General features: G+C 51.9%; 22 protein-coding genes. 13 read left to right on the top strand and 9 right to left on the bottom strand.

What is annotated here, in order from left to right:
- Window positions 1–28: 28 nt before the first annotated feature.
- The 5 genes from ACT53D_RS06440 to ACT53D_RS06420 all read left to right on the top strand — a co-directional run bounded on the left by ACT53D_RS06440 (window position 29) and on the right by ACT53D_RS06420 (window position 7,230).
- Complete coding sequence (locus ACT53D_RS06440; protein ID WP_476155155.1) at window positions 29–2,590, top strand: glycosyltransferase; 2,562 nt, start codon at window positions 29–31, stop codon at window positions 2,588–2,590.
- Window positions 2,569–3,723: a PA0069 family radical SAM protein gene (locus tag ACT53D_RS06435; protein WP_476155603.1), complete on the top strand. Its 1,155-nt coding sequence runs from the start codon at window positions 2,569–2,571 to the stop codon at window positions 3,721–3,723. Before ACT53D_RS06440 ends, ACT53D_RS06435 begins: the two co-directional genes overlap by 22 nt.
- Before the next feature lie 142 nt (window positions 3,724–3,865).
- Window positions 3,866–4,525 (top strand): PepSY-associated TM helix domain-containing protein, encoded by a 660-nt coding sequence (locus ACT53D_RS06430; protein WP_476155153.1) that lies wholly within the window; start codon window positions 3,866–3,868, stop codon window positions 4,523–4,525.
- A gap of 103 nt (window positions 4,526–4,628) precedes the next feature.
- The gene (locus tag ACT53D_RS06425) at window positions 4,629–6,755 is read left to right on the top strand and encodes a TonB-dependent siderophore receptor (RefSeq protein WP_476155151.1); all 2,127 of its coding nucleotides are present in this window, start codon (window positions 4,629–4,631) and stop codon (window positions 6,753–6,755) included.
- Between the two features lie 64 nt (window positions 6,756–6,819).
- Entirely contained in the window at window positions 6,820–7,230 is a 411-nt protein-coding gene (locus tag ACT53D_RS06420) for a gamma-glutamylcyclotransferase family protein (RefSeq protein WP_275356903.1), read from the top strand.
- A gap of 50 nt (window positions 7,231–7,280) precedes the next feature.
- Here ACT53D_RS06420 and aceF read toward each other — a convergent pair whose 3' ends face one another.
- A complete protein-coding gene (aceF, locus tag ACT53D_RS06415) occupies window positions 7,281–8,624 on the bottom strand; it encodes a dihydrolipoyllysine-residue acetyltransferase (protein WP_313983974.1) in 1,344 nt (447 codons plus the stop codon).
- Window positions 8,625–8,651: 27 nt separating this feature from the next.
- Window positions 8,652–11,321 (bottom strand): pyruvate dehydrogenase (acetyl-transferring), homodimeric type, encoded by a 2,670-nt coding sequence (gene aceE, locus ACT53D_RS06410; RefSeq protein ID WP_476155148.1) that lies wholly within the window; start codon window positions 11,319–11,321, stop codon window positions 8,652–8,654.
- A gap of 285 nt (window positions 11,322–11,606) precedes the next feature.
- Here aceE and ACT53D_RS06405 point away from each other — a divergent pair, with 285 nt between their 5' ends.
- Window positions 11,607–13,073 carry a M17 family metallopeptidase gene (locus tag ACT53D_RS06405; RefSeq protein WP_476155146.1) on the top strand — a complete coding sequence of 489 codons (1,467 nt, stop codon included), beginning with the start codon at window positions 11,607–11,609 and terminating at the stop codon, window positions 13,071–13,073.
- A gap of 14 nt (window positions 13,074–13,087) precedes the next feature.
- On the opposite strand, the gene ACT53D_RS06400 is transcribed toward ACT53D_RS06405, so the two are convergent.
- Genes ACT53D_RS06400 through ACT53D_RS06390 form a run of 3 tightly spaced genes read right to left on the bottom strand, consistent with a single transcriptional unit; the run spans window position 13,088 to window position 15,130 of the window.
- Window positions 13,088–14,314, bottom strand: coding sequence for an NAD(P)/FAD-dependent oxidoreductase (locus ACT53D_RS06400; protein ID WP_476155144.1), 1,227 nt, complete (start codon window positions 14,312–14,314; stop codon window positions 13,088–13,090).
- A gap of 28 nt (window positions 14,315–14,342) precedes the next feature.
- Window positions 14,343–14,774, bottom strand: coding sequence for a protein tyrosine phosphatase family protein (locus ACT53D_RS06395; RefSeq protein ID WP_476155142.1), 432 nt, complete (start codon window positions 14,772–14,774; stop codon window positions 14,343–14,345).
- Between the two features lie 38 nt (window positions 14,775–14,812).
- Window positions 14,813–15,130, bottom strand: coding sequence for an ArsR/SmtB family transcription factor (locus ACT53D_RS06390; RefSeq protein ID WP_194747095.1), 318 nt, complete (start codon window positions 15,128–15,130; stop codon window positions 14,813–14,815).
- A gap of 362 nt (window positions 15,131–15,492) precedes the next feature.
- Between ACT53D_RS06390 and ACT53D_RS06385 the strand changes: the two genes are divergently transcribed.
- On the top strand, window positions 15,493–16,158 hold the full coding sequence (locus ACT53D_RS06385; RefSeq protein WP_194747094.1) for a Crp/Fnr family transcriptional regulator: 666 nt from the start codon (window positions 15,493–15,495) through the stop codon (window positions 16,156–16,158).
- 129 nt (window positions 16,159–16,287) lie between these two features.
- Complete coding sequence (locus tag ACT53D_RS06380; RefSeq protein ID WP_476155139.1) at window positions 16,288–16,890, top strand: glycine zipper 2TM domain-containing protein; 603 nt, start codon at window positions 16,288–16,290, stop codon at window positions 16,888–16,890.
- A 46-nt stretch (window positions 16,891–16,936) separates the two neighbouring features.
- Here the strand turns inward: ACT53D_RS06380 and ACT53D_RS06375 are convergent, their stop codons facing one another.
- The 3 genes from ACT53D_RS06375 to ACT53D_RS06365 all read right to left on the bottom strand — a co-directional run bounded on the left by ACT53D_RS06375 (window position 16,937) and on the right by ACT53D_RS06365 (window position 19,252).
- A complete protein-coding gene (locus tag ACT53D_RS06375) occupies window positions 16,937–17,482 on the bottom strand; it encodes a Smr/MutS family protein (RefSeq protein ID WP_476155137.1) in 546 nt (181 codons plus the stop codon).
- Between the two features lie 60 nt (window positions 17,483–17,542).
- Complete coding sequence (trxB, locus tag ACT53D_RS06370; protein ID WP_194747091.1) at window positions 17,543–18,493, bottom strand: thioredoxin-disulfide reductase; 951 nt, start codon at window positions 18,491–18,493, stop codon at window positions 17,543–17,545.
- Window positions 18,494–18,787: 294 nt separating this feature from the next.
- A complete protein-coding gene (locus tag ACT53D_RS06365; protein WP_275356895.1) occupies window positions 18,788–19,252 on the bottom strand; it encodes a Dps family protein in 465 nt (154 codons plus the stop codon).
- A 109-nt stretch (window positions 19,253–19,361) separates the two neighbouring features.
- On the opposite strand from ACT53D_RS06365, the gene ACT53D_RS06360 reads away from it, so the two are divergent.
- The 5 genes from ACT53D_RS06360 to ACT53D_RS06340 all read left to right on the top strand — a co-directional run bounded on the left by ACT53D_RS06360 (window position 19,362) and on the right by ACT53D_RS06340 (window position 25,441).
- Window positions 19,362–21,677, top strand: a complete 2,316-nt coding sequence (locus ACT53D_RS06360; protein WP_476155135.1) for a DNA translocase FtsK — start codon at window positions 19,362–19,364, stop codon at window positions 21,675–21,677.
- A complete protein-coding gene (gene lolA, locus ACT53D_RS06355; RefSeq protein WP_275356893.1) occupies window positions 21,670–22,293 on the top strand; it encodes an outer membrane lipoprotein periplasmic chaperone LolA in 624 nt (207 codons plus the stop codon). Before ACT53D_RS06360 ends, lolA begins: the two co-directional genes overlap by 8 nt.
- Window positions 22,294–22,317: 24 nt before the next feature.
- Window positions 22,318–23,643, top strand: a complete 1,326-nt coding sequence (locus tag ACT53D_RS06350; RefSeq protein WP_476146190.1) for a replication-associated recombination protein A — start codon at window positions 22,318–22,320, stop codon at window positions 23,641–23,643.
- Window positions 23,643–24,914 (top strand): serine--tRNA ligase, encoded by a 1,272-nt coding sequence (serS, locus tag ACT53D_RS06345; RefSeq protein ID WP_476155132.1) that lies wholly within the window; start codon window positions 23,643–23,645, stop codon window positions 24,912–24,914. The genes ACT53D_RS06350 and serS overlap by 1 nt, the downstream gene beginning before the upstream one ends.
- A gap of 251 nt (window positions 24,915–25,165) precedes the next feature.
- Window positions 25,166–25,441, top strand: coding sequence for a hypothetical protein (locus tag ACT53D_RS06340; protein ID WP_338657219.1), 276 nt, complete (start codon window positions 25,166–25,168; stop codon window positions 25,439–25,441).
- A 13-nt stretch (window positions 25,442–25,454) separates the two neighbouring features.
- Here ACT53D_RS06340 and mltF read toward each other — a convergent pair whose 3' ends face one another.
- On the bottom strand, window positions 25,455–26,915 hold the full coding sequence (gene mltF / locus ACT53D_RS06335) for a membrane-bound lytic murein transglycosylase MltF (RefSeq protein ID WP_476155130.1): 1,461 nt from the start codon (window positions 26,913–26,915) through the stop codon (window positions 25,455–25,457).
- Window positions 26,916–26,934: the final 19 nt, after the last annotated feature.

The raw sequence follows: 26,934 nt of genomic DNA, 5'->3' as shown, positions 1-26,934 counted from the left end.
AACTCATCAATAACGGGAAGTGTGAGAAGTGATCGTTTCATGGTTTAAAAAATTGCTGCCAAGTCTGGCGTTTGCGATAGTCTTTTCAGCGTTGCATTTTGGCCTCTGGACGCTGGCCAACCGGGCGCTGCCACTGATCAGTGTCAAGCCGGAAGTCAATGGATTTGCCTATACCGGTTACCGGGCCAACCAAAGCCCGCTCGAAGGGCAGCATCCGAACACCGCCGAACTGGCGCAAGATCTCGACCTCATGCATAAACATACGCGCCACATTCGTATGTATTCATCACTGGATTTGAACGAGGTGATCCCGCTGGCCGCCAAGCGCAATATGAATGTGATTGCGGGGGCCTGGATAGATGCAGACAAGCAGAAAAATACGCGGGAAGTGTCTGCCTTGCTCGAAAAGCTGGAAAACTACAGCAATATTGACCGTGTGATTGTTGGCAACGAATCGCTGTTGCGTAACGATTTGCCGGTTCCGTCCTTGATTGAATACCTGGATTTTGTCCGCGAACATAGCAATGTGCCGGTGTCTACCGCCGAGCCTTGGCATGTTTGGCTCAAACACCCGGAGTTGGTGAAGCATGTGGATTATATTGCGGTACACCTGCTGCCTTACCATGAAGGCGTGCCGGTTGAAAAAGCTGTGCAATACACCATTGAACGCTATAACCAGCTCATGGAAGCTTACCCCCGTAAAAAAATCGTGATCACCGAGGTAGGCTGGCCCAGTCGTGGTCCAGCGATTGGCGCTTCTGTCGCCAGCGAAGTCAACCAGGCGCGTTTTATCCGCGAGTTCCTGGCCCGTAACTCCATTGAGGATCTGGATTTTTACCTGATGGAAGCGTTTGACCAGCCCTGGAAAGTTGCGCTGGAAGGCTGGGCGGGTGCCTATTGGGGCATGTATAACGCTGATCGTCACCAGAAATACTCTCTGCAAGACGCGGTACCACCGAATACGCGCTGGATTGCCAAAGCCACTTGGTCTACGGTGCTGGCATTTATCCCGATGATGTTTATTGCCTGGCGCTTTAAACACTGGGGCATAGGGGGCGTATTGTCGATGGCGGTGTTGTTTCAGGCCTGTATCACGACCTTGACCATTGCCTGGAATCTGCCAGGTGACTACTACTACACCTTGCGCGATTTTGTGGTTCTGATCGGGCTGATATTGGGTATTGCACTGACCTCGATGGTGTTGATGATCTACGCCGCCGAGTTTAGTGAGGTCATGTTTAAACCTTACTGGCGGCGGTTCTTTAAACGCGCCCAGCCATTACCTGCCGATCAGGAGTTATTTGTCTCTATTCACCTGGCCTGTTACAACGAGCCGCCAGAAATGGTCATTGCCACGATTGATAGCCTGCGCAATCTGAACTACACGCATTATGAGGTGATCGTGGTGGATAACAACACCAAGGATGAGGCGAAATGGAAGCCGCTTGAGGCTTATATGGCAAATATGCCGGATAACTTCCATTTTTATCACTTGCCTTCCTGGCCAGGCTTTAAAGCGGGTGCGCTGAATTTTGCGCTGGATAAAACCCACCCGGATGCGCAAGTGGTGGGGGTAGTCGATGCTGACTATGTGGTGACACCAGACTGGTTGTCCGACCTCGTCCCTCATTTTCAGGAATCGCAAGTGGCGGTCGTACAAGCACCACAAGCCCACCGCGAATGGGAAAATCATTTCTTCCACCGCATGTGTAACTGGGAGTTTGAAGGTTTTTTCCGCATTGGCATGCATCACCGCCATGAACGCAACGCGCTGATCCAGCATGGCACCATGACACTGATCCGCCGTGAGTCGTTGCAAACGCTGGGCGGCTGGTCTGAGTGGTGTATTTGTGAGGATACCGAACTTGGGTTGCGATTGCTCGAGAAAAACATGGAGTTGCGTTATATTGATGAAACCTTTGGGCGTGGCTTAACACCGGCCAACTTCAAAGCCTTGAAATCACAACGTAATCGCTGGGCATTTGGGGCGATGCAAATACTTAAACATCACATGCCAAAGTTGTTGGGTAAATCATCACTCAACTTTAGTCAGCGCTACCACTTTTTGACTGGCTGGTTTGGCTGGTTTGGGGAGGCCTTGCAACTGATATTCACCATCGGTTCTATCGGCTGGACGATTGCCATGTTGGCATTCCCTAAATACTTCAGTTTGCCAGTGGTGGTCATGATTGTTCCCATACTGTGTTTCCTGGCGATCAAGGCCATTCTGGGACCAGTCTTGTACCGCAAAACCATGCATTGCAGCTGGATGGATATCTTTGGCGCTTCACTGGCCAGCTTGGGTTTATCACATGCCATTGCTCGGGGTATCATCAGTGGCCTGACACACAAGGCAGGCGTCTTTGTCGTGACGAATAAAACCAAAGCCAAACTTAGTAATTGGCAGCTGATCGCGCCAATCAAGGAGGAGTTGACGATTCTGATCTCTCTGTTGCTCAGCGCAGCAGCCATGCTGTATTCGCGCGGTTTTAGCAACCTGGATGCGCAATTGTGGGTTTCCATGCTGGCGCTGCAATCCCTGCCGTACTGGAGTGCATTGGCATGCCAGTGGATATCGGAACGCAAGTAGACCAAGCAACGCAAGACCATCTTGATGCTTTTCCACCCGAGCGGGCGGAAAAGCCCCTCATCTACAAAGGGCGTGCGGCCAGCAGCAATCAGATTAGCCGCTTTGATCCACATCGCCGCGAAATCATTGATGACGGCTGGGGCAGTCTGGATGAAGAGGCGCCGGCCTTACGCACAGAAGTCATGCTGGATGCGGCTAAAAGCGTCATCAATTACATTCAATCTCCAGACCTGCCGTTTGATCGTACCCTGAATCATTACCGTGGCTGTGAGCATGGTTGTATTTATTGCTATGCCAGACCCACGCATGCCTATCTGGGGCTTTCTCCCGGCCTCGATTTTGAGTCACGCTTGCTTATGAAGGCGGAGGCTGCCGAGCTCCTGAAAAAAGAATTGGCACACCCCAAATACCGCTGTGCGCCGATTGCCATCGGTATGAATACGGACAGCTACCAGCCCATAGAGCGTGAATATCAACTGACGCGCCAGGTGATTCAGGTGCTGAGCGACGCCAATCATCCGTTTAGCCTGGTCACCAAGTCCTCACTGGTTGAGCGTGATATTGACCTGATTGCGCCTATGGCTGCCAAGGGGTTGGCCAGTATTTATCTGAGTATTACCACGTTAGATCGTCAGATTGCCAGACGACTGGAACCGCGGGCAGCCGCGCCTGAGCGTCGTTTTGAAACGCTGCGTAAACTGAGTGCGGCGGGTATTCCAACCGGCGTGATGGTGGCGCCGGTGATTCCGGCCTTAACAGACTGTGATATGGAAAAGATTCTTGAACAGGCGTATCAGGCAGGCGCACGCAAGGCGGGCTATGTGTTTTTGCGCTTGCCGCATGAATTAAGTGATTTATTCCAGGCGTGGTTGCAACAGTATTTTCCACTCAAGGCCGACCATGTCATGAGCTTAATCAAGCAAAGCCGCGGCGGTAAAACCTATCAAAGTGGTTTTGGTCAGCGCATGCGTGGTGAGGGCATATTTGCCGACCTGCTGGCGCATCGTTTTAAACTCAGTTGCCAGAAATTGGGCATGTCAGGCGAGCGGCTTGATTTGCGCACGGATTTGTTCTCTGCAGATCCTAGCTGGGGGCGTGCTACTAAGCTTCAACAGCAATTCTCATTGTTCTAAAAAATATTGATCACTATCGTCGGTATGCGTTGATTGAGATATAATTGCGTCTTATTCTCAATTAATAGCAACCCGAAATGTTTTATCGAAAGACACGATTGTCGCTGGTTGAGATTTTCTCATCATTCTCAGAAAGCGCTTAGTGCAACATCCACGCCAACTCTCAGCCAATGCCCAACGTGCAAAAACCATTCGCTGGTTACGACAGGTGCATGGGTGGTTAGGTTTATGGGGAGCATTACTGGGGTTGCTGTTTGGCGTCACCGGGATTCTGCTGGATCACCGCAATACCCTTAAAATCCCTGCAGTTCAAATCGAGCAAAAAGAAATTCAGCTGACAGTCCCTGCTGCTTATACCGCGACAAAGCAGGACTTTGTTCGATACCTGCAACAGACATTTGAGATTGACCACGCGCCTTTTCAAAAGAAGGCCAAGCCTGCATTCAAGACCCAATCTTCCGCACGGTTTATGGGTAAAACCTTAGCGCAGCCAGAAAAATGGGAAGTCGAATTCCGTATGCCGCAACTAAAACTCACCGCAGAGTACGTGGTGGGTAATGAATATGCGCTGGTACGCAAGGAAGAGGTAAATGCCTGGGGATTTTTGACCAACCTGCACAAAGGGACGGGCGCAAGTATGGGTTGGGTACTTATGGCTGATACGTTGGCGGGTGGGCTGATTGTGTTGTCTATCACGGGTGTATTGCTCTGGACCAAAATGCGTCAGTCAAGATTGATATTGGCGGGATTGATGGGGAGTTCTTTGATAGTGGGCGTGTGGTTGACACTGGCGATGTTGTAACCATTGCTTGGAAAGTATTTAAGTAGCGCTTACGCTGTGGTTAGTTGGATTTATGTTAATATATTGAATGATAATGATTATTATTTAATATAGAGAGTGATCCATGAAGTTCCAGACCGCGGCCCTGGTCGCAGCCACCTTGTCTACATCCATGGCAAGTGCAGAAGCGTTGCAGCCCGACCATCAAACCTTGCCAGAAGTGGCCGTCAAAACAAACAAAATCGCAGAGTCAACCACTGCCCCGATTAAAAAATATCGGGCCAGTCAGGCACGTACCGCAACAAAAACTGATCTGCCAATTAACGAAACCAGCCAATCCATCTCGGTGGTTAGCAGTGAGCAAATGCGAGATCAAGCGACACAAACACTGGCAGAATCACTACGTTTTGTGGCGGGTGTGGATGCCGGGCAACGAGGCCGGCGCGGGCTGGATGACTTTTCGATTCGTGGCTTTGTGCAAAGTGATTATGTGCTCAGAGATGGGATGCGGATGGCGTATGACCTCTCCTGGATACAAGCTGAGCCTTTCGGTCTGGAGCGGGTAGAAGTGCTTAAAGGGCCTTCTTCTGTGCTTTATGGCCAGACCGGTCCGGGCGGCTTTGTCAATTTAGTCAGCAAGCGTCCAACCGATACCCCTATGGCCCGTTTTGGCATGGCTTTTGGCAATTATCAGCAACAGCAATACACGGCAGATATTTCTGATGCGCTGAATCAGGATAAAACCCTGCGTTACCGCTTGGTGGCCTTGACTGCCAGCAGTGATGACCAGGTCGATTTTGTCGATAGAAAACGCCAGTATGTGGCCCCTTCACTGACTTGGGATATCAGTGACAATACCAGTTTGACGGTATTGACCAGCTATCAAAAGAGCAGTTATGTGCCGATACGCGGATTACCTGCCGATGGCACCATCTTGCCTAACATAAATGGCGATATTTCCTTCAAACGTTTTGTCGGTGTGCCCGGCCTGGACCATTACGATACAGAACAAACTTTGCTCGGTTATGAGTTCTCGCATGCTTTTAATGCGCATTTGAGTTTTAGGCAAAACGTACGCTATAACACCCTCAATCTTGATGGCACATTTACTGAACCTAGTAATCAGGGTTTATCAGCTAACAAGCAAGATTACAGACGAGCAATTTCTATTCGCCAACTCTCCGCACAAATGTGGACGATTGATCACCAATTAGCAGCAAATTTTGATTTGGCTGGGTTCAAGCATCAGATGTTATTCGGGGTTGATAACATACGTTACTATCTTAATCGCTACTATGCCAATCGCAGCGTGACGCCATTAAATCTTTACAGCCCTAATTATTCTGCAGCAGTGCTGGGTAATGTTGTGACTAAAGCCGATAGTACTGGTACGGATGAGCTGACTCAGCAGGGCCTTTATTGGCAAGATCTGGTTAAATTTGGGGAAGGCTGGAATTTGCAACTGGGTTTGCGTCATGACCGCTCCGAGATTAATCAGAACCGGATTACAGGCAACAATAGCCAAAGCAATGCACACAAAACCACTGGCAAGCTGGGCCTGCTATATGCGTTTGAAAATGGCTGGTCGCCTTATGTCAGTTACAGTGAATCGTTTGTGCCTTTGGTTGGGAGTACCTTTGCGGGAACACCTTTTGTGCCAGAAACCGGACAGCAAAAAGAAGCCGGTCTTAAGTACGCCTCTCCTGATCAGCGCTTTTCCACAACCTTCTCTGTGTATGAGTTAAAGCGGCAGAATGTGACCACCAATGATCCGGTTAATGGCGCCAGCTTTAGTGTGCAAACAGGCGAACAGCGCCACCGCGGTTTTGAGTGGGAGGCGACGGGACAAGTGACTGATGATCTCAACCTGGTCGCCAGCTATACCTACATTGATGCGGAAGTGACCAAAAGCAACTCGACCAATCTGGGCAAGCGGCCCATTCTGGTCGCAAATCATATGGCGAATGCCTGGCTTAATTACAAACTGAGTGCAATTCTGCCTGGCTTAAGCGTCGGAGCAGGGGTGCGTCATATCGGTAAACAAGCGGGCAATGAGACCAACACATTTGATGTTCCCGACTACACCTTGTTTGATGCGGGCATTTATTACACACTAGACGCATGGCGTTTTGCACTCAACGGCAAAAATCTGGCCAATAAACGCTATATTGCTGGCTGCTCCAGCCAATCCGTTTGTTTTACCGGTGACCCGCAAATGTTGTTACTGACTGCAAATTACGCATTTAAATAATTTAGGCAAGACCTGATGCAGGCTGACCATGGATCAGCGCATTAAACGCAGTTAATATCGCAGCATGAATGATTTATTGTTTGTCTATGGCACCCTGCGTCAGGGCAATACTAATGCGATGGCGCTGTATCTGGCTCAGCAGGCTGATTTTGTCGCCTATGGCTGGTTTCAGGGGCTGATGTATCAGATCAGCTTCTATCCTGGCGTTGTGGCTTCTAACGACCACTGTCATCGTGTATATGGAGAGGTATATCGCCTCCGAGATACGCAAAGTGTGTTGACCATGCTGGATGAGTATGAAGAATGCAGTGCCCGGCATGCACAACCCGCGGAATATCAACGGGTTCAAACACAGATTCTCACGATAGATGATCAGCTGCTTGAGCCAGTATGGATTTATCTCTACCAATGGCCTGTAGCAGATGAGGCGAGGATAGTGACCGGGGACTTTATGCAGCCGATACAGATGGCTTAAAACACAAAGGGCGCTTTCAGCGCCCTTTGTGTTTTTTACTCGACTAAAAATTAGAGTAACAAGCGTCTTACATCACTCAGCATCACACGCAGATGGCTGGTGAAACGTGCGCCGTCCGCGCCGTCGATGACGCGGTGATCGTATGACAATGACAACGGCATGATCAGGCGTGGGTCAAAGCCGCCCGTGTCTTTGTTGTACACCGGCTGCATGGCCGCGCGGGAAACCCCCAGAATCGCGACTTCAGGGCAGTTGATAATCGGCGTAAACATGGTGCCGCCAATGCCACCGAGGCTTGAAATGGTAAAGCAGCCGCCTTGCATTTCCTCAACTTTCAGCTTGCGCTCACGGGCCTTGGCAGACAGGTCCGCCAGGTCACGAGCAATGTCCATCACGTCTTTCTGATTCACGTCACGTACCACAGGCACGACCAGGCCGTCCGGTGTATCACAGGCGAAGCCAATATTGTAATACTGCTTGAGGATCAAGCTATCGCCTTCAGGGGACAAGGAGGCGTTAAAGTTAGGGTAAGTACGCAGGGCGTTGACCACTGCTTTCATCAGAAAAGCCAGCAAAGTCAATTTCACGCCACGCTTCTCGGCTTCGGCCAGCATGGACTTACGGAAGTCTTCGAGGTCGGTAATGTCAGCTTCATCAAACTGTGTGACATGCGGCGCGGTGACCCAGTTGCGGTGCAAGTTGGCACCAGACAGCTTCTTGATGCGGGAAAGTGGTTTGGTCTCGATATTGCCGAACTGGCTGAAATCAATGACCGGCATGGGCAAGGTGCTTAAACCACCGCTAGTACTCATGCTTTCAGACCGTGGTTTAGACAGTTCGCCTTTGACGTAGGCTTGTACATCACTTTGCAAAATACGGTTTTTAGGGCCGCTGGCTTTCACCAGTGACAGGCTCACCCCCAGTTCACGCGCAAACTTGCGGACAGACGGGCTGGCATGTGCCAGTTTGCCGCTGCTGGCTACGGTGCTGGCAGCCACCGGGTTAGGCGTGGCTTGCGGCTGGATGACTTGGGGAACTTCAGCCACCGGGCGGGTAGGCTCAGGAATCGCAACCTTGGCTTCATCCACCGTTACAGTAGCCACCACGGGTGTGGCGGTCGGCTGCGGGGCCACTTTTTCTGCCGGTGCCGCTTCGCCAGCGGTGTCCAGTGTCAGAATCAGGGCGCCTTGCTTTGTTTTGTCGCCCACTTTGATGTGAATTTCCTTGACCACGCCAGACAGCGAGGAGGGGATATCCATAGAGGCTTTGTCAGACTCTACGGTGATTAATGAATCTTCCTTGGCGACGGTGTCACCGACGCTGACCAGGACTTCAATGACGTCGACGCTGTCAAAGTTGCCGATATCCGGCACCAGTACTTCTTTGATAGACATATTGTGTATGTTCCTTATGTCGTGACCTTAGATCGTAGCCGGGTTGGCACGACTAATGTCGATATTGTATTTTTTAATGGCTTCGGCGGCCTTGCTGGCTGGCAGTTTGCCGTCGTCCACCAGGGCTTTCAGTGCGGCCAGCGTCACATAGTAACGGTCAACTTCAAAGAAGCTGCGCAGGGCTTCACGGGAGTCAGAGCGGCCGTAACCGTCTGTACCCAGGGTCACAAATCTGTTGGGTACAAATGGACGAATCTGGTCGGCAAAGCTGCGCATGTAATCCGTAGAGGCAATCACAGGGCCTTCGGCTTTTTGCAGCGAGGCTTCAACATAGCTCAGTTTAGGTTTCGCTTCTGGATGCAGCAGGTTGTGACGCTCGGCGTCAATACCGTCGCGACGCAGCTCGGTAAAGCTAGTCACACTCCAAACATCCGCAGACACGCCCCAGTCTTGTTCCAGCAACTCGGCGGCAGCAATCACTTCACGCAGAATCACACCGGAACCCATCAATTGTACTTTCGGGCCTTTGGCTTTCGACTTGCTGAAGCTGTACATGCCTTTGAGGATGCCCTCGGCACTGCCTTCCGGCATAGCCGGATGGCTATAGTTTTCGTTCATCAGGGTGATGTAGTAATACACATCTTCCTGATTTTGTACCATGCGGCGCATGCCTTCCTGGATGATCACAGCCAGCTCGTAAGCAAAGGTAGGATCGTAGGAGATACAGTTAGGAATGGTCGCGGACATCAAGTGGCTATGGCCGTCTTCATGTTGCAAGCCTTCACCGTTGAGGGTGGTACGGCCAGCAGTCGCGCCCAGCAAGAAACCACGGGCACGGCTGTCGCCCGCGGCCCAGGCAAAGTCGCCAATACGCTGGAAGCCAAACATGGAGTAATAGATGTAGAACGGAATCATCTGGGTGCCGGTAACGCTGTAAGACGTCGCCGCGGCTAGCCAGCTGGCAAAAGAGCCAGCTTCGTTAATGCCTTCTTCTAAAATCTGGCCGCTTTGTGATTCCTTGTAGAACATCACCTGATCAGAATCTTGTGGCTCATACAACTGGCCCACCGAAGAGTAAATGCCCAGTTGGCGGAACATGCCTTCCATGCCAAATGTACGCGCTTCATCCGGCACGATAGGCACCACATATTTGCCGACTTGTTTGTCACGTACCAGCGTAGACAGGATACGCACAAAGGCCATAGTGGTGGAGATTTCACGGTCACCGGTGGCGCCCAGCATGTTTTCAAACGCGGACAGTTCAGGCACAGTCAGCTCGTTGCCTTTACGGCGGCGGCTAGGTACAAAGCCACCTAAAGCTGCGCGGCGTTCCATCATGTACTTGATTTCCGGGCTGTCTTCAGCCGGACGGTAGTAAGACAGGTTTTCTACCTGCTCGTCAGTCAATGGCAGGTCAAAACGGTCACGGAACGCCTTCAGTGAGGCAATATCCATGCTCTTTTGCTGGTGGGTGGTATTCTGGCCTTCGCCGGCTTCGCCCATGCCATAACCCTTAACAGTTTTGGCGAGGATGACAGTAGGTTGACCTTTATGAGTCACTGCGGCCTGGTAAGCTGCGAACACTTTGTGCGGATCGTGACCACCACGGTTCAGACGCCAGATATCGGCATCAGACATCGCAGCCACCATTTCACGCAGTTCTGGATATTTGCCAAAGAAATGCTCGCGGGTATAGGCGCCGCCTTTTTGTTTAAAGTTCTGGTATTCACCGTCCACGCACTCTTCCATGCGTTTGCGCAGAAGGCCGTCTTTATCCATGGCCAGCAGCGGATCCCAGTAAGAACCCCAAATGACCTTGATCGCGTTCCAGCCCGCGCCGCGGAAGTTGGATTCCAATTCCTGAATAATCTTGCCGTTGCCACGTACCGGGCCATCCAAGCGCTGCAAGTTACAGTTAATGACAAAAATCAGGTTATCCAGGCCTTCACGCGCCGCCAGCGAGATCGCGCCTTGTGATTCTGGCTCATCCATCTCGCCATCGCCACAGAATACCCAGACTTTGCGGTCTGAGGTATCGGCAATGCCACGGTTATGCAGGTACTTGAGGAAACGTGCCTGGTAAATCCCGGCCAATGGGCCTAAACCCATGGACACGGTAGGAAACTGCCAGAAGTCAGGCATCAGCCACGGGTGCGGGTAGCTGGACAGGCCATTGCCACCGGTTTCCTGACGGAAGTTATCCATCTGCTCTTCAGTGATGCGGCCTTCAAGGAAGGCACGTGCGTACACACCTGGCGAGGAGTGGCCCTGAAAATACACACAGTCGCCGCCAAAATTCTCGTTGGCTGCACGGAAAAAGTGGTTAAAGCCCACATCATATAAAGTGGCTGCCGACTGGAAGCTGGCGATGTGACCGCCAATGCCGGGCGATTTTTCATTGGCACGCAACACGGTCATGATCGCATTCCAGCGAATCAGGGCGCGGATACGGCGCTCCATCTCGGGATCGCCTTGCAGTTTAGCCTGCAAGTGGGTGGGGATGGTATTCACATAAGCGGTGGTCGCTTTGTAAGGCAAATGGCCGCCAGAACGGCGGGCCTGATCAATCATTGCTTCCAACAGAAAGTGGGCACGTTCTGGCCCTTCATTCTCAATGACTGCGCTGAGGGCTTCTAACCACTCCTGGGTTTCTTGTGCGTCTGTTTCATTGAGGTGTGCTTGCGAATGCGTTGCCATGCGTGAGGATTCTCCGAGTTTTAAGTCGCTATGCGTATAATCTAGCTTCGAGCAATGCCTAGAGCTGAGAAAGTGTTGATTACCAAGAAGGGATTCCGAAATTGGACACTACTTTTATGGTATCACGTTGCTGCACTCAAGTGATGAGTCTCAGCAAGCTATCAATTAGCTGTAAGTGTCTCTTTTTTGACGCTTTTGGTCAAGTTTTGCATCAGCTAGACACGCTTGTCTACTGGCTTTTGCTACGTTTATTTAATATTTTATATAAGAGTGTTTTCTGACTGTATGCGCATCGAGTGGTCCCAAAATTCTGAAGTCAATTCAACCGTGTTGTCCGCATTTGCGCAGCATATTTTGCTGGTATTTGAAGAAAAATACTTTTCTACCCTGCCATTTGGTGAAGCACTAGCCGCAAAACTGGCGCGGGCTGGCCTCACTGCCGCTGATTTAGCACAAAAGCCGGTCACGCTTGAATGGCCAGATGGCCGCCTGGTGAGTCTGGTACAGGTCGAGGCCAGTAGTCCTCGTTTTGCGTTGAATAGCCTGTTACGCAGTGCGGTAAAGCCGTTGCTGGAGGAGCATCCTGCGCGCATCGCTATTGGTGTGTATGCAAAAAAACAGGCCACCGTGCTGGCCCGGCAGGCGGCGTATGTCACGCTGGTGAATGCGCAAGCTTTGCCGATGCTCAAGAAAAAGCACAAGGGTCAGTCCTTACGAGAAATCGGCCTGTTTGGTGTCGATGCCCTGGACTGGACGGAAGAAGTCACCGCCTTGGTCGCTGGCAATACCGTGTGCCGCGCCTTGACCATGACGCCGCCTAATATGTTGACGCCAACGCTGTATCAACAGTGCTTGCAATCGATGGCCAGCGAAAAAGGGTGGCAATATGAGGCGTTTGATATTGATAGGCTAAGGGCGTTGGGCGCAGGTGCTTTTGTGGCCGTCGCGCAAGGCTCGGAGCCGCAGGATGCCGCGATTGTGAGGTTGAGCTATCGCCATCCGCAGGCGAAAAAAACGCTGGCGCTGGTGGGCAAGGGCATTTGCTTTGATACCGGCGGCCATAATTTGAAATCGGCCAAATATATGCAAGGCATGCATCAGGACATGAACGGCAGCGCGGTGGCGGTTGGTGTATTGCAGGCGATTAGCGCACAACAGTTGGCTGTGAATGTGGACTGCTGGCTGGCGCTGGCGCAAAACCATATTGGCCCCAATGCTTACAAACAAAATGATGTGGTTACGGCGCTCAATGGCATGACTATCGAAATCGTGCATACCGATGCCGAAGGCCGCATGGTGCTGGCTGACACCCTGACCCTGGCCAGCCGCAGCAAACCGGATGTCATCCTTGATTACGCCACACTTACCGGCAGCATGCAAACCGCGCTGGGGTCGCGCATGAGCGGCATTATTGCCAACCAGCCCAGCCTGGCGCAGCAGATGGTCGAGGCCGGTACTGAGAGTGGCGAGCGAGTGGTGGCGTTTCCATATGCAGAAGATTACGACAGCGAGTTGGACAGCGAGATTGCCGACATCAAGCAGTGCACAATCGACAGTGATGCGGACCATATGCTTGCCGCGCGGTTTTTAGGCAAGTTTATCGAGCATGAGGTCGATTGGTGCCACATAGACTTATCGTCTTATACACACAAGGACGGTTTGGGTGCGGTCGCCAGTGAGGTGAATGGCTTTGGTGTGGCCCTCACCTTGCAATGGCTCAAGCAGTTTCTCGCCAGCAAAGCTAAACGTTAATTTGGGCGTGCGTGCTAGCCACACGCCCCGCATCTGGCCAGCCATTCGCGACCTTTCAGCATCAGGTGCCAATAGACCTTTGGTAACAGGTATTTCTTGAGCCACCAGGCAGAACGGCGGGCTTTGGTTGAATCCCAAGGGAAGGTAGGGACAATTTTGCCACCATAGCCAAATTCCGCCAGGATGATTTTGCCTTTTTCAACCGTCAGCGGGCAGGAACCATAACCGTCATAACGCGAGGGCAGTGCCAGGCCCGCCCGCGCCGCCAACAGGTTTTCTGCGGCAATGACTACCTGTTTGCGGGCAGCCGCTGCGGTTTTGGCATTGGGGGTGTTGGTGCAGTCACCCACGCCGAAAATATCTGGATAGCGCACATGTTGCAAACTGTGCTGATCGACTTCCACCCAGCCATCCGCATTCGCTAACGGGCTTTGCTTGATAAAGTCGGGCGCCGTTTGTGGCGGCACCACATGCAGCATGTCAAACGTTTCGCTGATGCGCTGCACGTTGCCGTCGGCATCCTTGATATTAAACCAGGCGGTTTTGTTGGGGCCGTCCACTTCTACCAGCGTGCTATTCAAATGCAAATCCACCTGATAGCGACGGATATACTGCATCAGCGGCTCCACATACTCTTTCACGCCAAACAAAGCGGGTGCGGCACTGTAAAACGAGGCCTTGATCTGGCCTAGCCGACCCTGCGCCAACCATTCTGCACAAGAAAGATAGAGGGCTTTTTGCGGTGCGCCTGCACATTTGATTGGCATGGGGGGCTGAGTGAACAGGGCTTTGCCCGACTGTAATTGCTGCACCAGTTGCCAGGTGTAAGGAGCCAGGTCAAAGCGGTAGTTTGAGGTCACCCCATGTTTGCCCAGCGTTTCTGGCAAACCTTTAATGCCCTCCCAATGCAGTTTAAGGCCTGCGGCAACCACCAGTTGTTGATATTGAATCTTGCCCAGGCGGTCAGTGACAACGTGTTTCTCTTCAGGCATAAAGCCGGTCGCTGCCGCGTGTAGCCAGGTGACACCATGCGGGATGCATTCAGCCATGGGGCGTACCGTATTCGCTGCGTCAAACTCGCCCGCGCCGACTAAGGTCCAGGCAGGCTGGTAATAATGCTGCGTAGCCGGCTCAATAATGGCAATCGCAAGTGTGTTATCGCGCTTTTTCAGACTGGCAGCCATAGCGCAACCCGCCGCGCCACCACCGACAATCACAATATCAAAGTTATTTTTTTGCATGGTGTGAAACCGTCTTCTCTTATTGATTTTATTCTTTGAACCAGCCTTTGACTTTATCCAGTAAGCCCTCTTTGGTCTCCGCTGATCCACCGCAACAAGCAGGTTTGCTTTGGGCAGCCACAGCGGGCGACTGCAAGGCCAGTTGGTAGACTTGATTGGCCCGGTTGCCAGTACGGCAAAAGCCGACGACGGGTCCCGGGTGGATGGTCAGCAAGGTTTGAAGTTGAGCCACATGCTCGGTTGAGATCTGGTTGGGGACTACCGGGATGTACGCATAGGCTATGCCTAGCGCTGCTGCTTGCGAGGCCAAGGCCTGGCTGACAGGCTGCGATTCGCCGCCCTCGCCATCAGGCCTGAAGTTGACCACCAAGGTCGTGCCTTGCACAGCCAGCGCATTTAAATCTTCAGGCGTGAGTTGGTCGCTGATACTGTAATGTTGGTCGATTTGTTTGAGATTCATCGTGACGTCCTCGGCAATCATGCATGGTCCCCGCCGGATTATTTGCAAAACTCGTGGTGTAACACTTGGATCACCGCAAGCGCGGCGGGGCTGCCTATGCGGTAAAACACGTTTTTACCTTCGCGGCGGGTGGTCACCAGCTGCGCTTCGCGCAACACGGTTAACTGTTGTGACAAGCTGGGCTGCCTGAGATTCAGGCAGGCTTCTAATTCACTGACGGATTTTTCGCCTTGTGACAGTTGGCACAACAGCATCAAACGGTCTGTATTGGCCATGGCCTTCATTAACTGACTGGCTTGATCGGCCGAGGCCCTTAGCTGATCAAACAGATCCACCGCAATTTCTGAAGTTTGCATATTACCCCTTGCATAATCATTTATATTTTTATTTTCTTTGTACGTTGAAATTCAATCATAAACCTGTTGTCACAGATTGTGTACGCTTTAACACTTATCTGGGCATGACTTTTTGTGTGTTGCGGATGATGGACTGACGGGGTGCGTTATCAACTTAATCCAATTTGCATATTTTTTGGGCAAGCTTGCGGTCAATCATATGACGATGACCCTCGACCTCTACCAAGTTGCCATCGCACGTTCACATGCCAAATCCATCTGAAACAGGGATGCAAATCAAACTGTGATAAAGTGCAGTACATAAAAAAGTGGCTGTCATGCAGGTATGACAAGCAAAAAAATGAACGAATGGGGATATTGGGATGATGCAATCATTAGGATGGATCAGTCTGTTTCCAGAACTGGAAGCATTGGAAGACTCTGCAAAAAAACTGGTTTCGCAGTATGCGCGCATTGTAGAGGCGCCGGTTGGTGCGATTGGCTATCGCGAAGGTGACCATTGCGGCGGCTATGTGCTGCGTTTAAAAGGGCGCTCGCGCGTTTATAAAATGTCAGCCAGCGGGCGTGAAATCGTGCTTTATCGCGTGGGTGCCGGTGAAACCTGTGTGATCACGACAACTTGCCTGTTAGGCAACAGCCAATATCCGGCCTCTACCGTGGTTGAAGATGACATTCAGGATGTGATTATCCCGGAAGCCATTTTTCATAAACTCATGATTGATTCGCCGGTGTTCAGGCAGTACGTCATGCAGAACTACGGCGCACTGATCAGCGACCTCATTGTGTTGCTGGATGAAGTCGCTTTTCAGACGCTGGATGCACGCCTGGCCAAGTGGTTGCTGGACATGGGCAATAACACCATACAGCGCACCCATCAGCAGATCGCTGACGAATTGGGCACCGCGCGTGAAGTCATCAGCCGCCAGCTTAAGCGCCTGGAACAAAAAGGCTGGTTGACCATGGGACGCGGCGTGATTGAAATCCAGCAACGCGGCGAGTTACTCAAGCTGGCCAATAGCAATCAATAACCTGCTTGTATCCACGCTGATACAAAATTTTGCTCACGGCGTCCTGTCTGTGCGTCATCGCACTGCACAGCCTGCACGTTATCAATCTCAACTGCCACATGCAGTGTGAATGTTGAGAGGAGAAACAACGTGCGTAAAACTATCGCAATCAGTGCCTGGATGTTGCTGGCCAGCCAGGCTGCATTTGCCGATGCCGAATATATAGACCGGGCGCGGGTGCTGTCTGTGGCGCCCCAGGTGCAACAAGTCAATCAGCCACGTCAGGAGTGCCGGACTGAGTACATTAATGAAAGTGTTTATCAGGCGCCGGCGCGATCTAACACCGGCGCCATTATTGGTGGCGTAGCAGGTGGTTTGCTGGGTAGCACCATAGGCCGGGGTGGTGGCCGTGTGGCTGCTGCCGCTGTTGGTGCCGGGGTAGGCGCCATTGTCGGTGACCGCGTGGACAACCATAATCCCTATGGCAATGAGCGTGTTGTCACCCGCCCCGTGCAGCAATGTGTGATGGTGGACCAGTGGCAAACCGTGACCACGGGCTATCTGGTGAATTATGAATATCAGGGCCGCCAATACGCTACCATGATGGACCGCGATCCCGGCCCAACGCTGGAAGTGGCTGTGATGGTGAGGCCAAATGTCGCACAGGTACAGCCGATGCCAGCACCAGTCTACCGTCCAGCCGCCATGAGAGGACATGGTCCGCGCCACCATCCATCTCCACAATATTGGTAAGTTTCTGATTGAGGCTCATGACGCGTTGCCAGAGAGGGCAGCGCGTTTATGCTTTGAGCAAGACGATCACGGCCCCGCTGCCGCCATCATTGGCCCGTGCCTGGGCATAGGCAATCACTTCATCCTTTTGCATGAGCCAGTTGCGTAATTTGTGTTTAAGCACAGGCTCTTTATTGCGCGAGCCCAGGCCTTTGCCATGCACGATGCGTACACAACGCAGCCCCCGCTTTTTACAGCCGGCAATAAATTCGGAGACTGTGACCCTGGCCTCATCACTGATCAGGCCGTGCAAGTCTATATGCGCTTGTACCACCCAATGGCCGCGGCGCAGTTTGCTTAACACCATCGGCGATTGGCCTTCGCGCAAATACAGTAATTCTTCTCCGCTTTCGAGTTCGAAGGCAGGGATGTAGTGGTCACTGAGCGAATCGATCAGTGCCTGTTTTTCATCGCGGATCAGTTGGCGCGGAATCGGTTTGGGTTTTTTTGGTGCATGGGAAACGCGGTTGGTTTTGACCGGACGTGCGCCTTTGACTGCTTCGTAAAACAGTGACACATCATTTTCATCGTTGTCCGGATATTCTTGTGACATAACCCGATTTTAAAATAAAAAAGCGCACCGGGGTGCGCTTCTTCACGATTGCTGCTGGATTTATTCCAGACTGGTCAGATAGCGCTCGGCATCCAGGGCGGCCATACAACCGGTGCCGGCGCTGGTGACTGCCTGGCGGTAAATATGGTCTTGCACATCGCCCGCAGCAAATACACCGGGGATGCTTGTGGCCGTGAAATTGCCCTGGCGGCCTGCCTGGGTGACAATATAACCGCCCTCCATCTCCAGTTGGCCTTCAAAGATTTGCGTATTCGGCTGGTGACCAATCGCAATAAACACGCCTTTGAGGGGAATGTCCTTGGTGGTGCCAGAATTGACGTCTTTCAGCCGCATGCCAGTCACGCCCGTGTTGTCACCGAGCACTTCATCCAGCGTCTGGAAGGTTTCCAGCACCACTTTGCCTTCTTTCACGCGCTCCATCAGCTTATCCACCAGAATGGCTTCGGCCTTGAATTTGTCACGGCGGTGAACCAGGGTAACCTTGCTGGCAATGTTTGCCAGATAAAGCGTTTCTTCCACTGCGGTGTTGCCGCCACCCACTACGGCGACCTCCTGGTTACGGTAGAAAAAACCGTCACAGGTGGCACAGGCAGACACGCCCTTGCCAGCAAACGCTTCTTCGCTGGGCAGCCCTAGGTATTTGGCAGAAGCGCCTGTTGCAATAATCAGTGCATCGCAGGTGTACTCGCCACTGTCGCCCACCAAACGAATCGGTTTTTCTGTGAGATGGGTGGTATGAATGTGGTCAAAAATCATCTCGGTGTTAAAGCGCTCGGCATGTTGCTGAAAGCGCGCCATCAGTTCCGGACCCATGACGCCGTTGGCATCTGCAGGCCAGTTATCGACTTCGGTGGTGGTCATGAGCTGGCCGCCTTGGGCGAGACCAGTGATTAAAACCGGGTTAAGGTTGGCGCGAGCCGCATAGACGGCTGCCGTATACCCGGCAGGGCCGGAGCCAAGAATCATTAAACGGGCGTGTTTAGTTGCCATGGTGAAAATTCCATTCAGGAAGGTTATTTTTATTCAGATGGGGATGACCATCGATTTTTAAATGGTCATATTCCAGTCAAGTGATCAATATATAAAGATTTTTTCAGCAAGCTTGTTAGCATCCAAGCAGTTTTTTGGCTTAGGCCGCTTTGCTTAACATCGGCTACGCCGAGTGAGCCTACAACGAAAGACTGCATCCGTAGCTTATTTTTCTAATAAGCTACGTAACATCCATTCAGTTTTTTAGTTCCGATATCACCAGCAGGTTAGCCTACACTGAAAGACTGCTCGGAATTATTTTTCCAACAAGCTTCTTAGCATCCAAGCTGTCTTTTCATGAACCTGCAGGCGCTGGGTTAGCAAGTCAGCCGTGGCTTCGTCGGAGGCTTTGTCGGCTGCCGGGAACACGCTACGTGCTGTGCGGCAAACCGCTTCGTGACCAGCCACAAGTTCGCTGATCATATCGTTGGCTTTAGGCACGTCCACGGTTTCTTCAATGGAAGTCAACTTGGAGAATTGTGCGTAAGTGCCTGGCGCATACACGCCCAGTGAACGGATACGCTCAGCCACCAGGTCTACGGCCAATGCGAGCTCGGTGTATTGTGTTTCAAACATCAAATGCAAGGTATTGAACATCGGGCCAGTGACGTTCCAATGAAAATAGTGCGTTTTGAGATATAACGTGTAAGTGTCTGCCAGCAGCTTGGACAAGCCTTGCGCGATTTCCTGGCGGTTTTCATTGTTAATTCCGATATCCATGAGCTCTCCTTGTGAGTGATTAGGGTATTTTAGAACCTCGTTCCCCTGTCTGCAATTTGATTTTGCTATAATCATTTAAGTTCACTCTTGCAGAGAAAGAGACAACATATTGTTTTTTAATAAGAAAAAAGCCGCTAATGTCCGTCTGGAAAAAGTCTCGACGGAAAAACAGCTGCGCGACGCCAAGCTTATCCGTGAGGTTGCCTGGATTGCGCTGGCGGCACTCGGTGTTTTTTTGGCGGTGATTTTACTGACTTACTCGCATGAAGATCCAGGCTGGACGCACGCGGTGGGCGATAGTGACCGCATTCACAATGCAGGTGGCACGGTAGGCGCCTGGATGGCCGATATTTTTCTGTCTCTTTTTGGATTTTCTTCCTGGTGGTTTGTGGTGTTAGCTTTTTTTGTGGTGTGGCTCATGTATCAGCGGCTGCACCAGAATGCGGCCGAAAAACAGGATTGGTGGTTGAATGCAGTAGGGTTTGCCTTGATGCTGCTTGCCTCTGCAGCCCTGGAGTCTGGGCATCTGGTGAGTTTGCCTGCTGATTTTCCACTCAAGCAGGGTGGGGTGATCGGTAGCGGCATCGACCATCTCCTGCGCAATATGTTTGGTTTTGCCGGATCGACCATGTTGTTGCTTGTGTTATTTGCCACGGCCTTTAGCCTGTTTACTGGCTGGTCGCTGATCACCATGAGCGAACGGCTCGGTGAGTGGGTCATTCAGTTTTACCAATGGAGCGTATTGAAATACCAGGACTGGCAAGACCGTCAAGTTGGCCGCCAGGTGTTGCAGGCGCGTGAAGAGTTTGTCGAAGCGGAACGCAAGCGTATTGAAGACCGCAAGCCGGTGGAGATTACTGTGCCCGAGGTTGCCATCGCGCCAAGCGAGCGCGTGGTCAAAGAGAAACAGGCGGTGTTGTTTGAGGCCATAGAACACGAAGGCCTGCCACCGTTGCATTTGCTGGATGCGCCTAACCAGTCGGTGGAGTTGCAATCGGCAGAAACTCTGGACTTCACCTCGCGCCTGATTGAGCGCAAGCTGATGGATTTTGGCATCGAGGTTAAGGTGGTCACTGCGCAACCCGGGCCGGTGATTACGCGCTATGAGCTGGATCCGGCACCTGGTGTCAAAGGCAGCCAGATCACTAACCTGTCTAAAGATTTGGCGCGTGCCTTGTCTGTGATCAGCGTGCGGGTGGTCGAGACGATTCCTGGCAAAAGCTATATGGGGCTGGAAATCCCTAACCCCAAACGCCAGATCGTGTCACTCACCGAGATTATGGGTAGCCAAGCCTATGCCGATTTAAATTCGCCGCTCGCGATTGCCATGGGTAAAGACATTGCCGGCAAGCCGATTGTGGCCGACCTGGCGAAAATGCCCCATGTGCTGGTAGCGGGGACCACCGGTTCTGGTAAGTCGGTGGCGATTAATGCGCTGATTTTGAGTTTGTTGTACAAAGCGGAAGCCAGCCGCGTGCGCATGATCCTGATTGACCCGAAAATGCTGGAATTGTCTGTATATGAAGGCATTCCGCATTTGTTGGCGCCGGTGGTGACCGATATGCGCCAGGCCGCCAATGCTCTCAACTGGTGTGTGGCCGAGATGGAGCGTCGCTATAAACTGATGTCTACGCTGGGTGTGCGTAACCTGGCTGGCTATAACCAGAAAATTGTCGATGCGAAAAAACAGGGTACTTCGATCCCGCATCCATTTAGTTTGACACCGGACGAGCCGGAGCCACTCGATGAAATGCCGTTGATCGTCGTTGTGATTGATGAGCTGGCTGACTTGATGATGGTGGTGGGCAAAAAGGTAGAAGAACTGATTGCACGCTTGGCGCAAAAAGCCCGTGCCTCAGGCATTCATCTGGTGTTGGCAACGCAACGCCCTTCGGTAGATGTGATTACCGGCCTGATTAAAGCCAACGTGCCCACACGCGTGGCATTCCAGGTATCGAGCAAGATAGACTCGCGTACCATTCTCGACCAAATGGGCGCCGAAACTTTGCTCGGCCAGGGGGATATGCTGTATCTGCCGCCCGGTAGCGGCTACCCGCAACGGATTCACGGTGCATTCGTCAGTGATGGCGAAGTGCATAACGTGGTTAACTTCCTCAAGGCGCAAGGCGAACCAAACTACATTGAAGGCATTCTCACCAATGAGACCGAAGGCGGCGACCTGGATAGCCTGGGAGGTGGCGAGGCCAGTGCGGGTGGCGAAAAAGACCCGCTGTATGATGAAGCAGTGGCGATTGTCCTCAAAACACGCCGCGCCTCTATCTCATCGGTGCAGCGTCAATTGCGCATAGGCTACAACCGCGCTGCCCGCCTGATCGAAGATATGGAACGTGCCGGACTGGTCTCTGCCATGCAAAGCAATGGCAACCGTGAGGTATTAGTGAAAGCCGGAGGAGACCATGAATAAAGTATTTACCCGAGTGCTGCTGGCGTTATGCAGCGTATGTCTCATTTCAACAGCATTTGCCGATGGCATCGATGATTTAAAGCAGTTCTATCAGAGCACGCACGCCATGCGCGCCAACTTCAAGCAGACCGTATTTGACCAGAAAGGCCGCAAGCTGCAAGAGGTCAACGGCACCATGCTATTGCAGCGGCCCAACAAATTCCGCTGGGATTATCAAAAGCCTTACGAGCAGCAAATCATCAGCGATGGCCGTCAGGTATTTTTGTTTGATGTCGACTTGCAGCAAGTCACCCTGCGTACGGTAGATAAAGTATTAGGCACCAGTCCCGCGGCTTTGCTGGCAGGTGGTCCTAATGTCGAAGAGAGCTTCCGTCTCACGCGTTTGCTCGATTTTGAGGGCTTGCAACGGGTACAGGCCAAGCCAATTCAAAAAGACAGTGGTTTTCAGGTGGTGATCATTTCCTTCAGCCAAGGCAAGCTGGCTGAAATGCGTCTGGTGGATGCGTTTGGTCAAAGCACGCATATCGTGTTTTCAAACGTGGAAGTGAACCCCAACCTCAACGCCAACCAGTTTTTGTTTACTGTGCCCAAAGGGGTGGATGTCGTTGGCGAGTAGCCAGTAGACCGCGCCAGAATCATCATGTCATCCCTGTTTGAACCGCAAACTCCCTCCAGTATTCCACTTGCTGAGCAGCTACGACCAAAAACATTGTCTGAAGTGGTCGGGCAAACCCACCTGCTCGGTGAGGGCAAGCCGTTGCGACGCGCATTTGAATCCGGCAAGTTGCCCTCGATGATTTTATGGGGCCCACCAGGGGTGGGTAAAACCACATTGGCGCGCCTGATTGCGCAAACTGCGGATACCGAATTTGTGCCGCTCTCTGCCGTGCTATCCGGCATTAAAGATATCCGCGAAGCCGTTGAGCGTGCAGAACTCACCTTGCAACAAACGGGTCGCAATACTATCCTGTTTGTCGATGAGGTTCACCGCTTTAACAAAGGGCAGCAGGATGCGTTTTTGCCTTATGTCGAAAGTGGGCTGATCACCTTTATTGGCGCCACCACCGAAAACCCCTCATTTGAAGTCAATAGCGCGTTGCTGAGCCGGGCGCAGGTGTTTGTACTCAATGCACTTAATGAAGACGAGCTGGCGCAATTGCTTGAGCGTGCGCGCTTAAAAGTCGCACCTGCTGTTGCCCTAGATGAGGCGGTGCAAGAACAGGTGCTCGCCTATGCCGATGGTGACGCCAGACGCCTGCTTAATTTTGCTGAAGGCCTGTTTAACGGCGCCATTGCAGCCAAAGTCGATCGCATAGATGAATCCTTTTTGCAGTCCACCATGGCCAGCAAGCTGCGCCGCTTTGATAAAGGTGGCGAGGCGTTCTATGACCAGATTTCTGCCCTGCACAAATCCGTGCGCGGCTCCAATCCGGATGCCGCCTTGTACTGGCTCATGCGCATGCTTGATGGCGGCGCTGAGCCACTGTATCTGGCCCGTCGCATTATCCGCATGGCTTGGGAAGACATTGGATTGGCTGATCCACGCGCCATGCAGATTGCGAATGATGCCGCTTTGACGTTTGAGCGGTTGGGCAGCCCAGAAGGCGAACTGGCCCTGGCGCAAGCTGTGATTTACCTGGCCGTAGCAGCTAAAAGTAATGCGGGCTATATGGCCTACAATCAGGCCAAGGCGTTTGTGGCGCAAGACAAGTCCCGCAACGTGCCCTTGCATTTGAGAAATGCGCCCACCAAACTCATGAAAGCGCTCGACTATGGCAAAGAATACCGCTATGCGCACAATGAACCTGGTGCTTACGCCGCAGGCGAACAATACTTCCCTGATGACATGGATCCGCCACAATTTTACCAGCCCACACCGCGTGGATTGGAAGGTAAAATAAGCGAGAAACTCAATCAACTTAAAGACCTTGATCAGCAATACTTAAAAAGCAAAGCGAAAAAATAATGTTAGACATTCAACAGCTTAGAAATGATTTGGATAACGTGGTTGCCCGTCTGGCGGCACGGAAATTTGTATTCCCCGCAGAAGAGTTTAAAGCGCTCGAGGCCCACCGTAAAACCATTCAGACCAATACCGAAAACCTGCAGGCCAAGCGGAATGCAGCCTCCAAGCAAATCGGCATCGCCAAATCCAAAGGCGAAGATGCCAGTGCAATTCTGGCTGAGGTAGCTGGTTTGGGCGATGAGTTGAAAGCGGCCGAGGCACAACTCAATGAAGTACAAGCGAGCATGCTGGCGCTTATGCAAAACGTGCCTAACCTGCCGCATGAGAGCGTGCCGGTCGGGCAGGATGAAAGCCAAAACGTCGAAGTGCGTCGCTGGGGTACGCCACGCCAGTTTGACTTTGCCGTCAAAGACCACGCTGATGTCGGTGCGCCATTAGGGCTGGATTTTGATACAGGAGCTAAACTTTCAGGCGCGCGTTTCACCTTTATGAAGGGCCAGATAGCCAAACTGCACCGCGCGATTGCCCAGTTTATGCTGGATACCCAAACCGAGAAACATGGCTATACCGAGTGCTATACGCCGTATATGGTCAACCGTGAAACCCTGATTGGTACCGGCCAATTACCCAAGTTTGAAGAGGATTTGTTCTCTACCGCCCACAATGACAGCAAGCTCTACCTGATCCCGACTTCAGAAGTCACGCTGACCAACACGGTGCGGGATGAAATTGTCGCCATGGACAGCCTGCCGATCAAGCTGACCGCGCATACCCCATGCTTCCGATCAGAGGCCGGGTCTTATGGTAAAGATACCAAAGGCATGATCCGCCAGCACCAGTTTGATAAAGTCGAGATGGTGCAGATTGTGCACCCTGACACCAGCTATCAGGCGCTGGAGGACATGGTCGGCCACGCCGAGGCGATTTTGCAGGCACTCGAACTGCCATACCGCGTTGTCTCACTTTGCACCGGCGATATGGGCTTTGGCGCTGCGAAAACCTACGACCTCGAAGTCTGGTTGCCCGCACAGAATACCTACCGTGAAATTTCATCTGTTTCCAACTGCGAAGCCTTCCAGGCGCGCCGTTTGCAGGCCCGTTTCCGTAATGCCAATGGCAAGCCTGAGTTGTTGCATACCTTGAATGGTTCTGGTCTGGCCGTCGGCCGTACGCTTGTAGCTGTGCTGGAGAATAACCAAAACGCTGATGGCACGGTGAATATTCCTAAAGCATTACAACCCTATATGGGCGGAAAGACCCTGCTTAGTTAATAGATTCAATCGCTGTTTTTAAAATGCCTTGGTTGATAGCCAAGGCATTTTTATTTCTAACTAGTATGTGTTACATGGCATCAATTGTTGCGATCAATGACTCAGAAAATTGTACTTATTATCAGAAACTGCATGTCACAAAAATTTCATGCAACTTTACTTAACTCCTAAGCACATACGTACATGTCATTCACAGAAAAATGACATTGGTATGACAAATCTATGAAATTTGTTAAACAGGAGCTGAGATCATGAAAACATCACTACGTTTTATCCCTTTATCATTGTTCATTTTTTGCGCCAGCGTGCAATCTACCCCGTTTGACGCAGGCAATGGTAAACAAGGTTTTAAATTGACTTGCAGTGAATTCAATAGCAGTTTAGAGGAGTGCAAAACCAAGGCCAAAGACCTATGCGCCAGTGATTTCAAGTTGGTGGAACATCATGTGCTCGATCACCCAGATGCGGGGGATGGTTTTTATATGCCAACAGAACACCATTTGGTGGTTGAATGCAACAAAACTTAATGGTTTGAATTTTTTATGATGCCCTGGCTAACAACCAGGGCATTTTTATGTCTGCGATTTTGTATGGGTCTACGCCAGGGTCGTAGGGCGGGAAGTATTTTTGCATGATCTGGTAATAGCTTCGGACCAGCTCGGTATAGATCACGGGCGCGCCGCAGCTACAGTAGCCATGTTTGGCGTTAACGTAGTGGGTGGGATCGTTGAGCAGTTGGTAGCCGCGTTTGACGTCTGCCCAGCTATCGGGATTGAGGCCCAGGCGCTGGGCAATGATGCGGGCATCTTCGAGGTGGCCGACGCCGTTGTTATAGGCAGCCAGAGTCATAAAGGTACGGTCAGGTTCTGGGATGCGTGCGGGAATGCGGTCTTTCATCCATAGAAAAAACTTGGCGCCAGCCATCACGCTTTGCTTGGGGTCGAGCCGGTCGGTGACGTTCATCATGTTAGAGGTTTGTTCGGTGAGCATCATGAGCCCGCGTACATTGGTGGGCGAGGTGCTGTAATTATCCCAGTGAGATTCCTGGTAGCTGAGCGCGGCCAGCAGTCGCCAGTCGATGTCGGTGATTTCTTGCGCGTTTTTAAACAGGCGGATATACCTGGGCAGCAAGGTTTGCGATTTTGTGAGGAAGGTAACCACATCGACCGGTTTTAAACGTTTGGTATGGCCGTGATAGCGGTCAACCAGGTTGCGCAGTACGCCATTTTTTTCGATCTGCTTGAAAAAAGCCTGTACTTGTTTGAGCCGCGGTTCGCCATGCAGTTTGTTTAGCGCCCAGGCGATTTTGTCGGCCTGGCCCAGCATCATGCCAGCATCCAGCTGCGGATAGTTATATTGCAAGATCGCCAGCAGGTGATTGTCTGCCACGGTAAAGTCGATCTCATTGCGTGCCACGGCTTCAATCAGTTGCTCTGAGCTCATTTTGTCGGATTCTTTCCAGGTCAGGCCCGGATACTTGGCCTGCAGCTCGCGCATGCGTTCAACAAAACTGGTGCTTTTGGGCAGCACAATGCGTTTATTCAAAAGCGCATTGGCATGAGTCGGCTCACTGTTTTTGTCGCGGTTAAACACCACCATGGACTGCACCTGGTTAAACGCCGGTCCAAACAGCACTTGGCGTTTACGCGCAGGGGTGATGCTGATGTCGGCGGCGGCAATGTCGGCGTCGCCTTTGAGCAGGGTAGGGAACACTTTGGAAAAGCTGTCTACCACCACGAATTCGAGTTTATACGGCGGCCCCAAAAACTCGACAAAGCGTTTGGCCAGGTCATATTCCAGTCCGGCGTAATTGTTCTGGCTGTCGATAAAGTAGGTGCTGGGGCTATTGATCGTGACAAAGCGAATGGTGTAAGGATCCGGCTTGGGTTTGGCGCGTGTGGCTGGCTTTGTATCACTATTATCGCTACACGCACTGAGCCCCAGGCAGAGCAGGGCCGTTAACCATGCGGCGCGAACCAAATGGGCAGAGAGAAAACGCATGAGCCAGCAAAGCGGCAGT

The organism is Methylophilus sp. DMC16 (assembly GCF_056314045.1).
Note: the sequence above shows the minus strand (reverse complement) of the source record. Positions and strands in the feature narration are given on the sequence as shown.

Bases quoted from the DNA above. Each gene is read 5' to 3' on its own strand.
- ACT53D_RS06425 (WP_476155151.1), top strand. From the start codon at position 4,629: ATGAAGTTCCAGACCGCGGCCCTGGTCGCAGCCACCTTGTCTACATCC.
- ACT53D_RS06420 (WP_275356903.1), top strand. From the start codon at position 6,820: ATGAATGATTTATTGTTTGTCTATGGCACCCTGCGTCAGGGCAATACT.
- aceF (WP_313983974.1), bottom strand. From the start codon at position 8,624: ATGTCTATCAAAGAAGTACTGGTGCCGGATATCGGCAACTTTGACAGC.
- aceE (WP_476155148.1), bottom strand. From the start codon at position 11,321: ATGGCAACGCATTCGCAAGCACACCTCAATGAAACAGACGCACAAGAA.
- ACT53D_RS06405 (WP_476155146.1), top strand. From the start codon at position 11,607: ATGCGCATCGAGTGGTCCCAAAATTCTGAAGTCAATTCAACCGTGTTG.
- ACT53D_RS06400 (WP_476155144.1), bottom strand. From the start codon at position 14,314: ATGCAAAAAAATAACTTTGATATTGTGATTGTCGGTGGTGGCGCGGCG.
- ACT53D_RS06395 (WP_476155142.1), bottom strand. From the start codon at position 14,774: ATGAATCTCAAACAAATCGACCAACATTACAGTATCAGCGACCAACTC.
- ACT53D_RS06390 (WP_194747095.1), bottom strand. From the start codon at position 15,130: ATGCAAACTTCAGAAATTGCGGTGGATCTGTTTGATCAGCTAAGGGCC.
- ACT53D_RS06385 (WP_194747094.1), top strand. From the start codon at position 15,493: ATGATGCAATCATTAGGATGGATCAGTCTGTTTCCAGAACTGGAAGCA.
- ACT53D_RS06375 (WP_476155137.1), bottom strand. From the start codon at position 17,482: ATGTCACAAGAATATCCGGACAACGATGAAAATGATGTGTCACTGTTT.
- trxB (WP_194747091.1), bottom strand. From the start codon at position 18,493: ATGGCAACTAAACACGCCCGTTTAATGATTCTTGGCTCCGGCCCTGCC.
- ACT53D_RS06365 (WP_275356895.1), bottom strand. From the start codon at position 19,252: ATGGATATCGGAATTAACAATGAAAACCGCCAGGAAATCGCGCAAGGC.
- lolA (WP_275356893.1), top strand. From the start codon at position 21,670: ATGAATAAAGTATTTACCCGAGTGCTGCTGGCGTTATGCAGCGTATGT.
- ACT53D_RS06350 (WP_476146190.1), top strand. From the start codon at position 22,318: ATGTCATCCCTGTTTGAACCGCAAACTCCCTCCAGTATTCCACTTGCT.
- serS (WP_476155132.1), top strand. From the start codon at position 23,643: ATGTTAGACATTCAACAGCTTAGAAATGATTTGGATAACGTGGTTGCC.
- ACT53D_RS06340 (WP_338657219.1), top strand. From the start codon at position 25,166: ATGAAAACATCACTACGTTTTATCCCTTTATCATTGTTCATTTTTTGC.
- mltF (WP_476155130.1), bottom strand. From the start codon at position 26,915: ATGCGTTTTCTCTCTGCCCATTTGGTTCGCGCCGCATGGTTAACGGCC.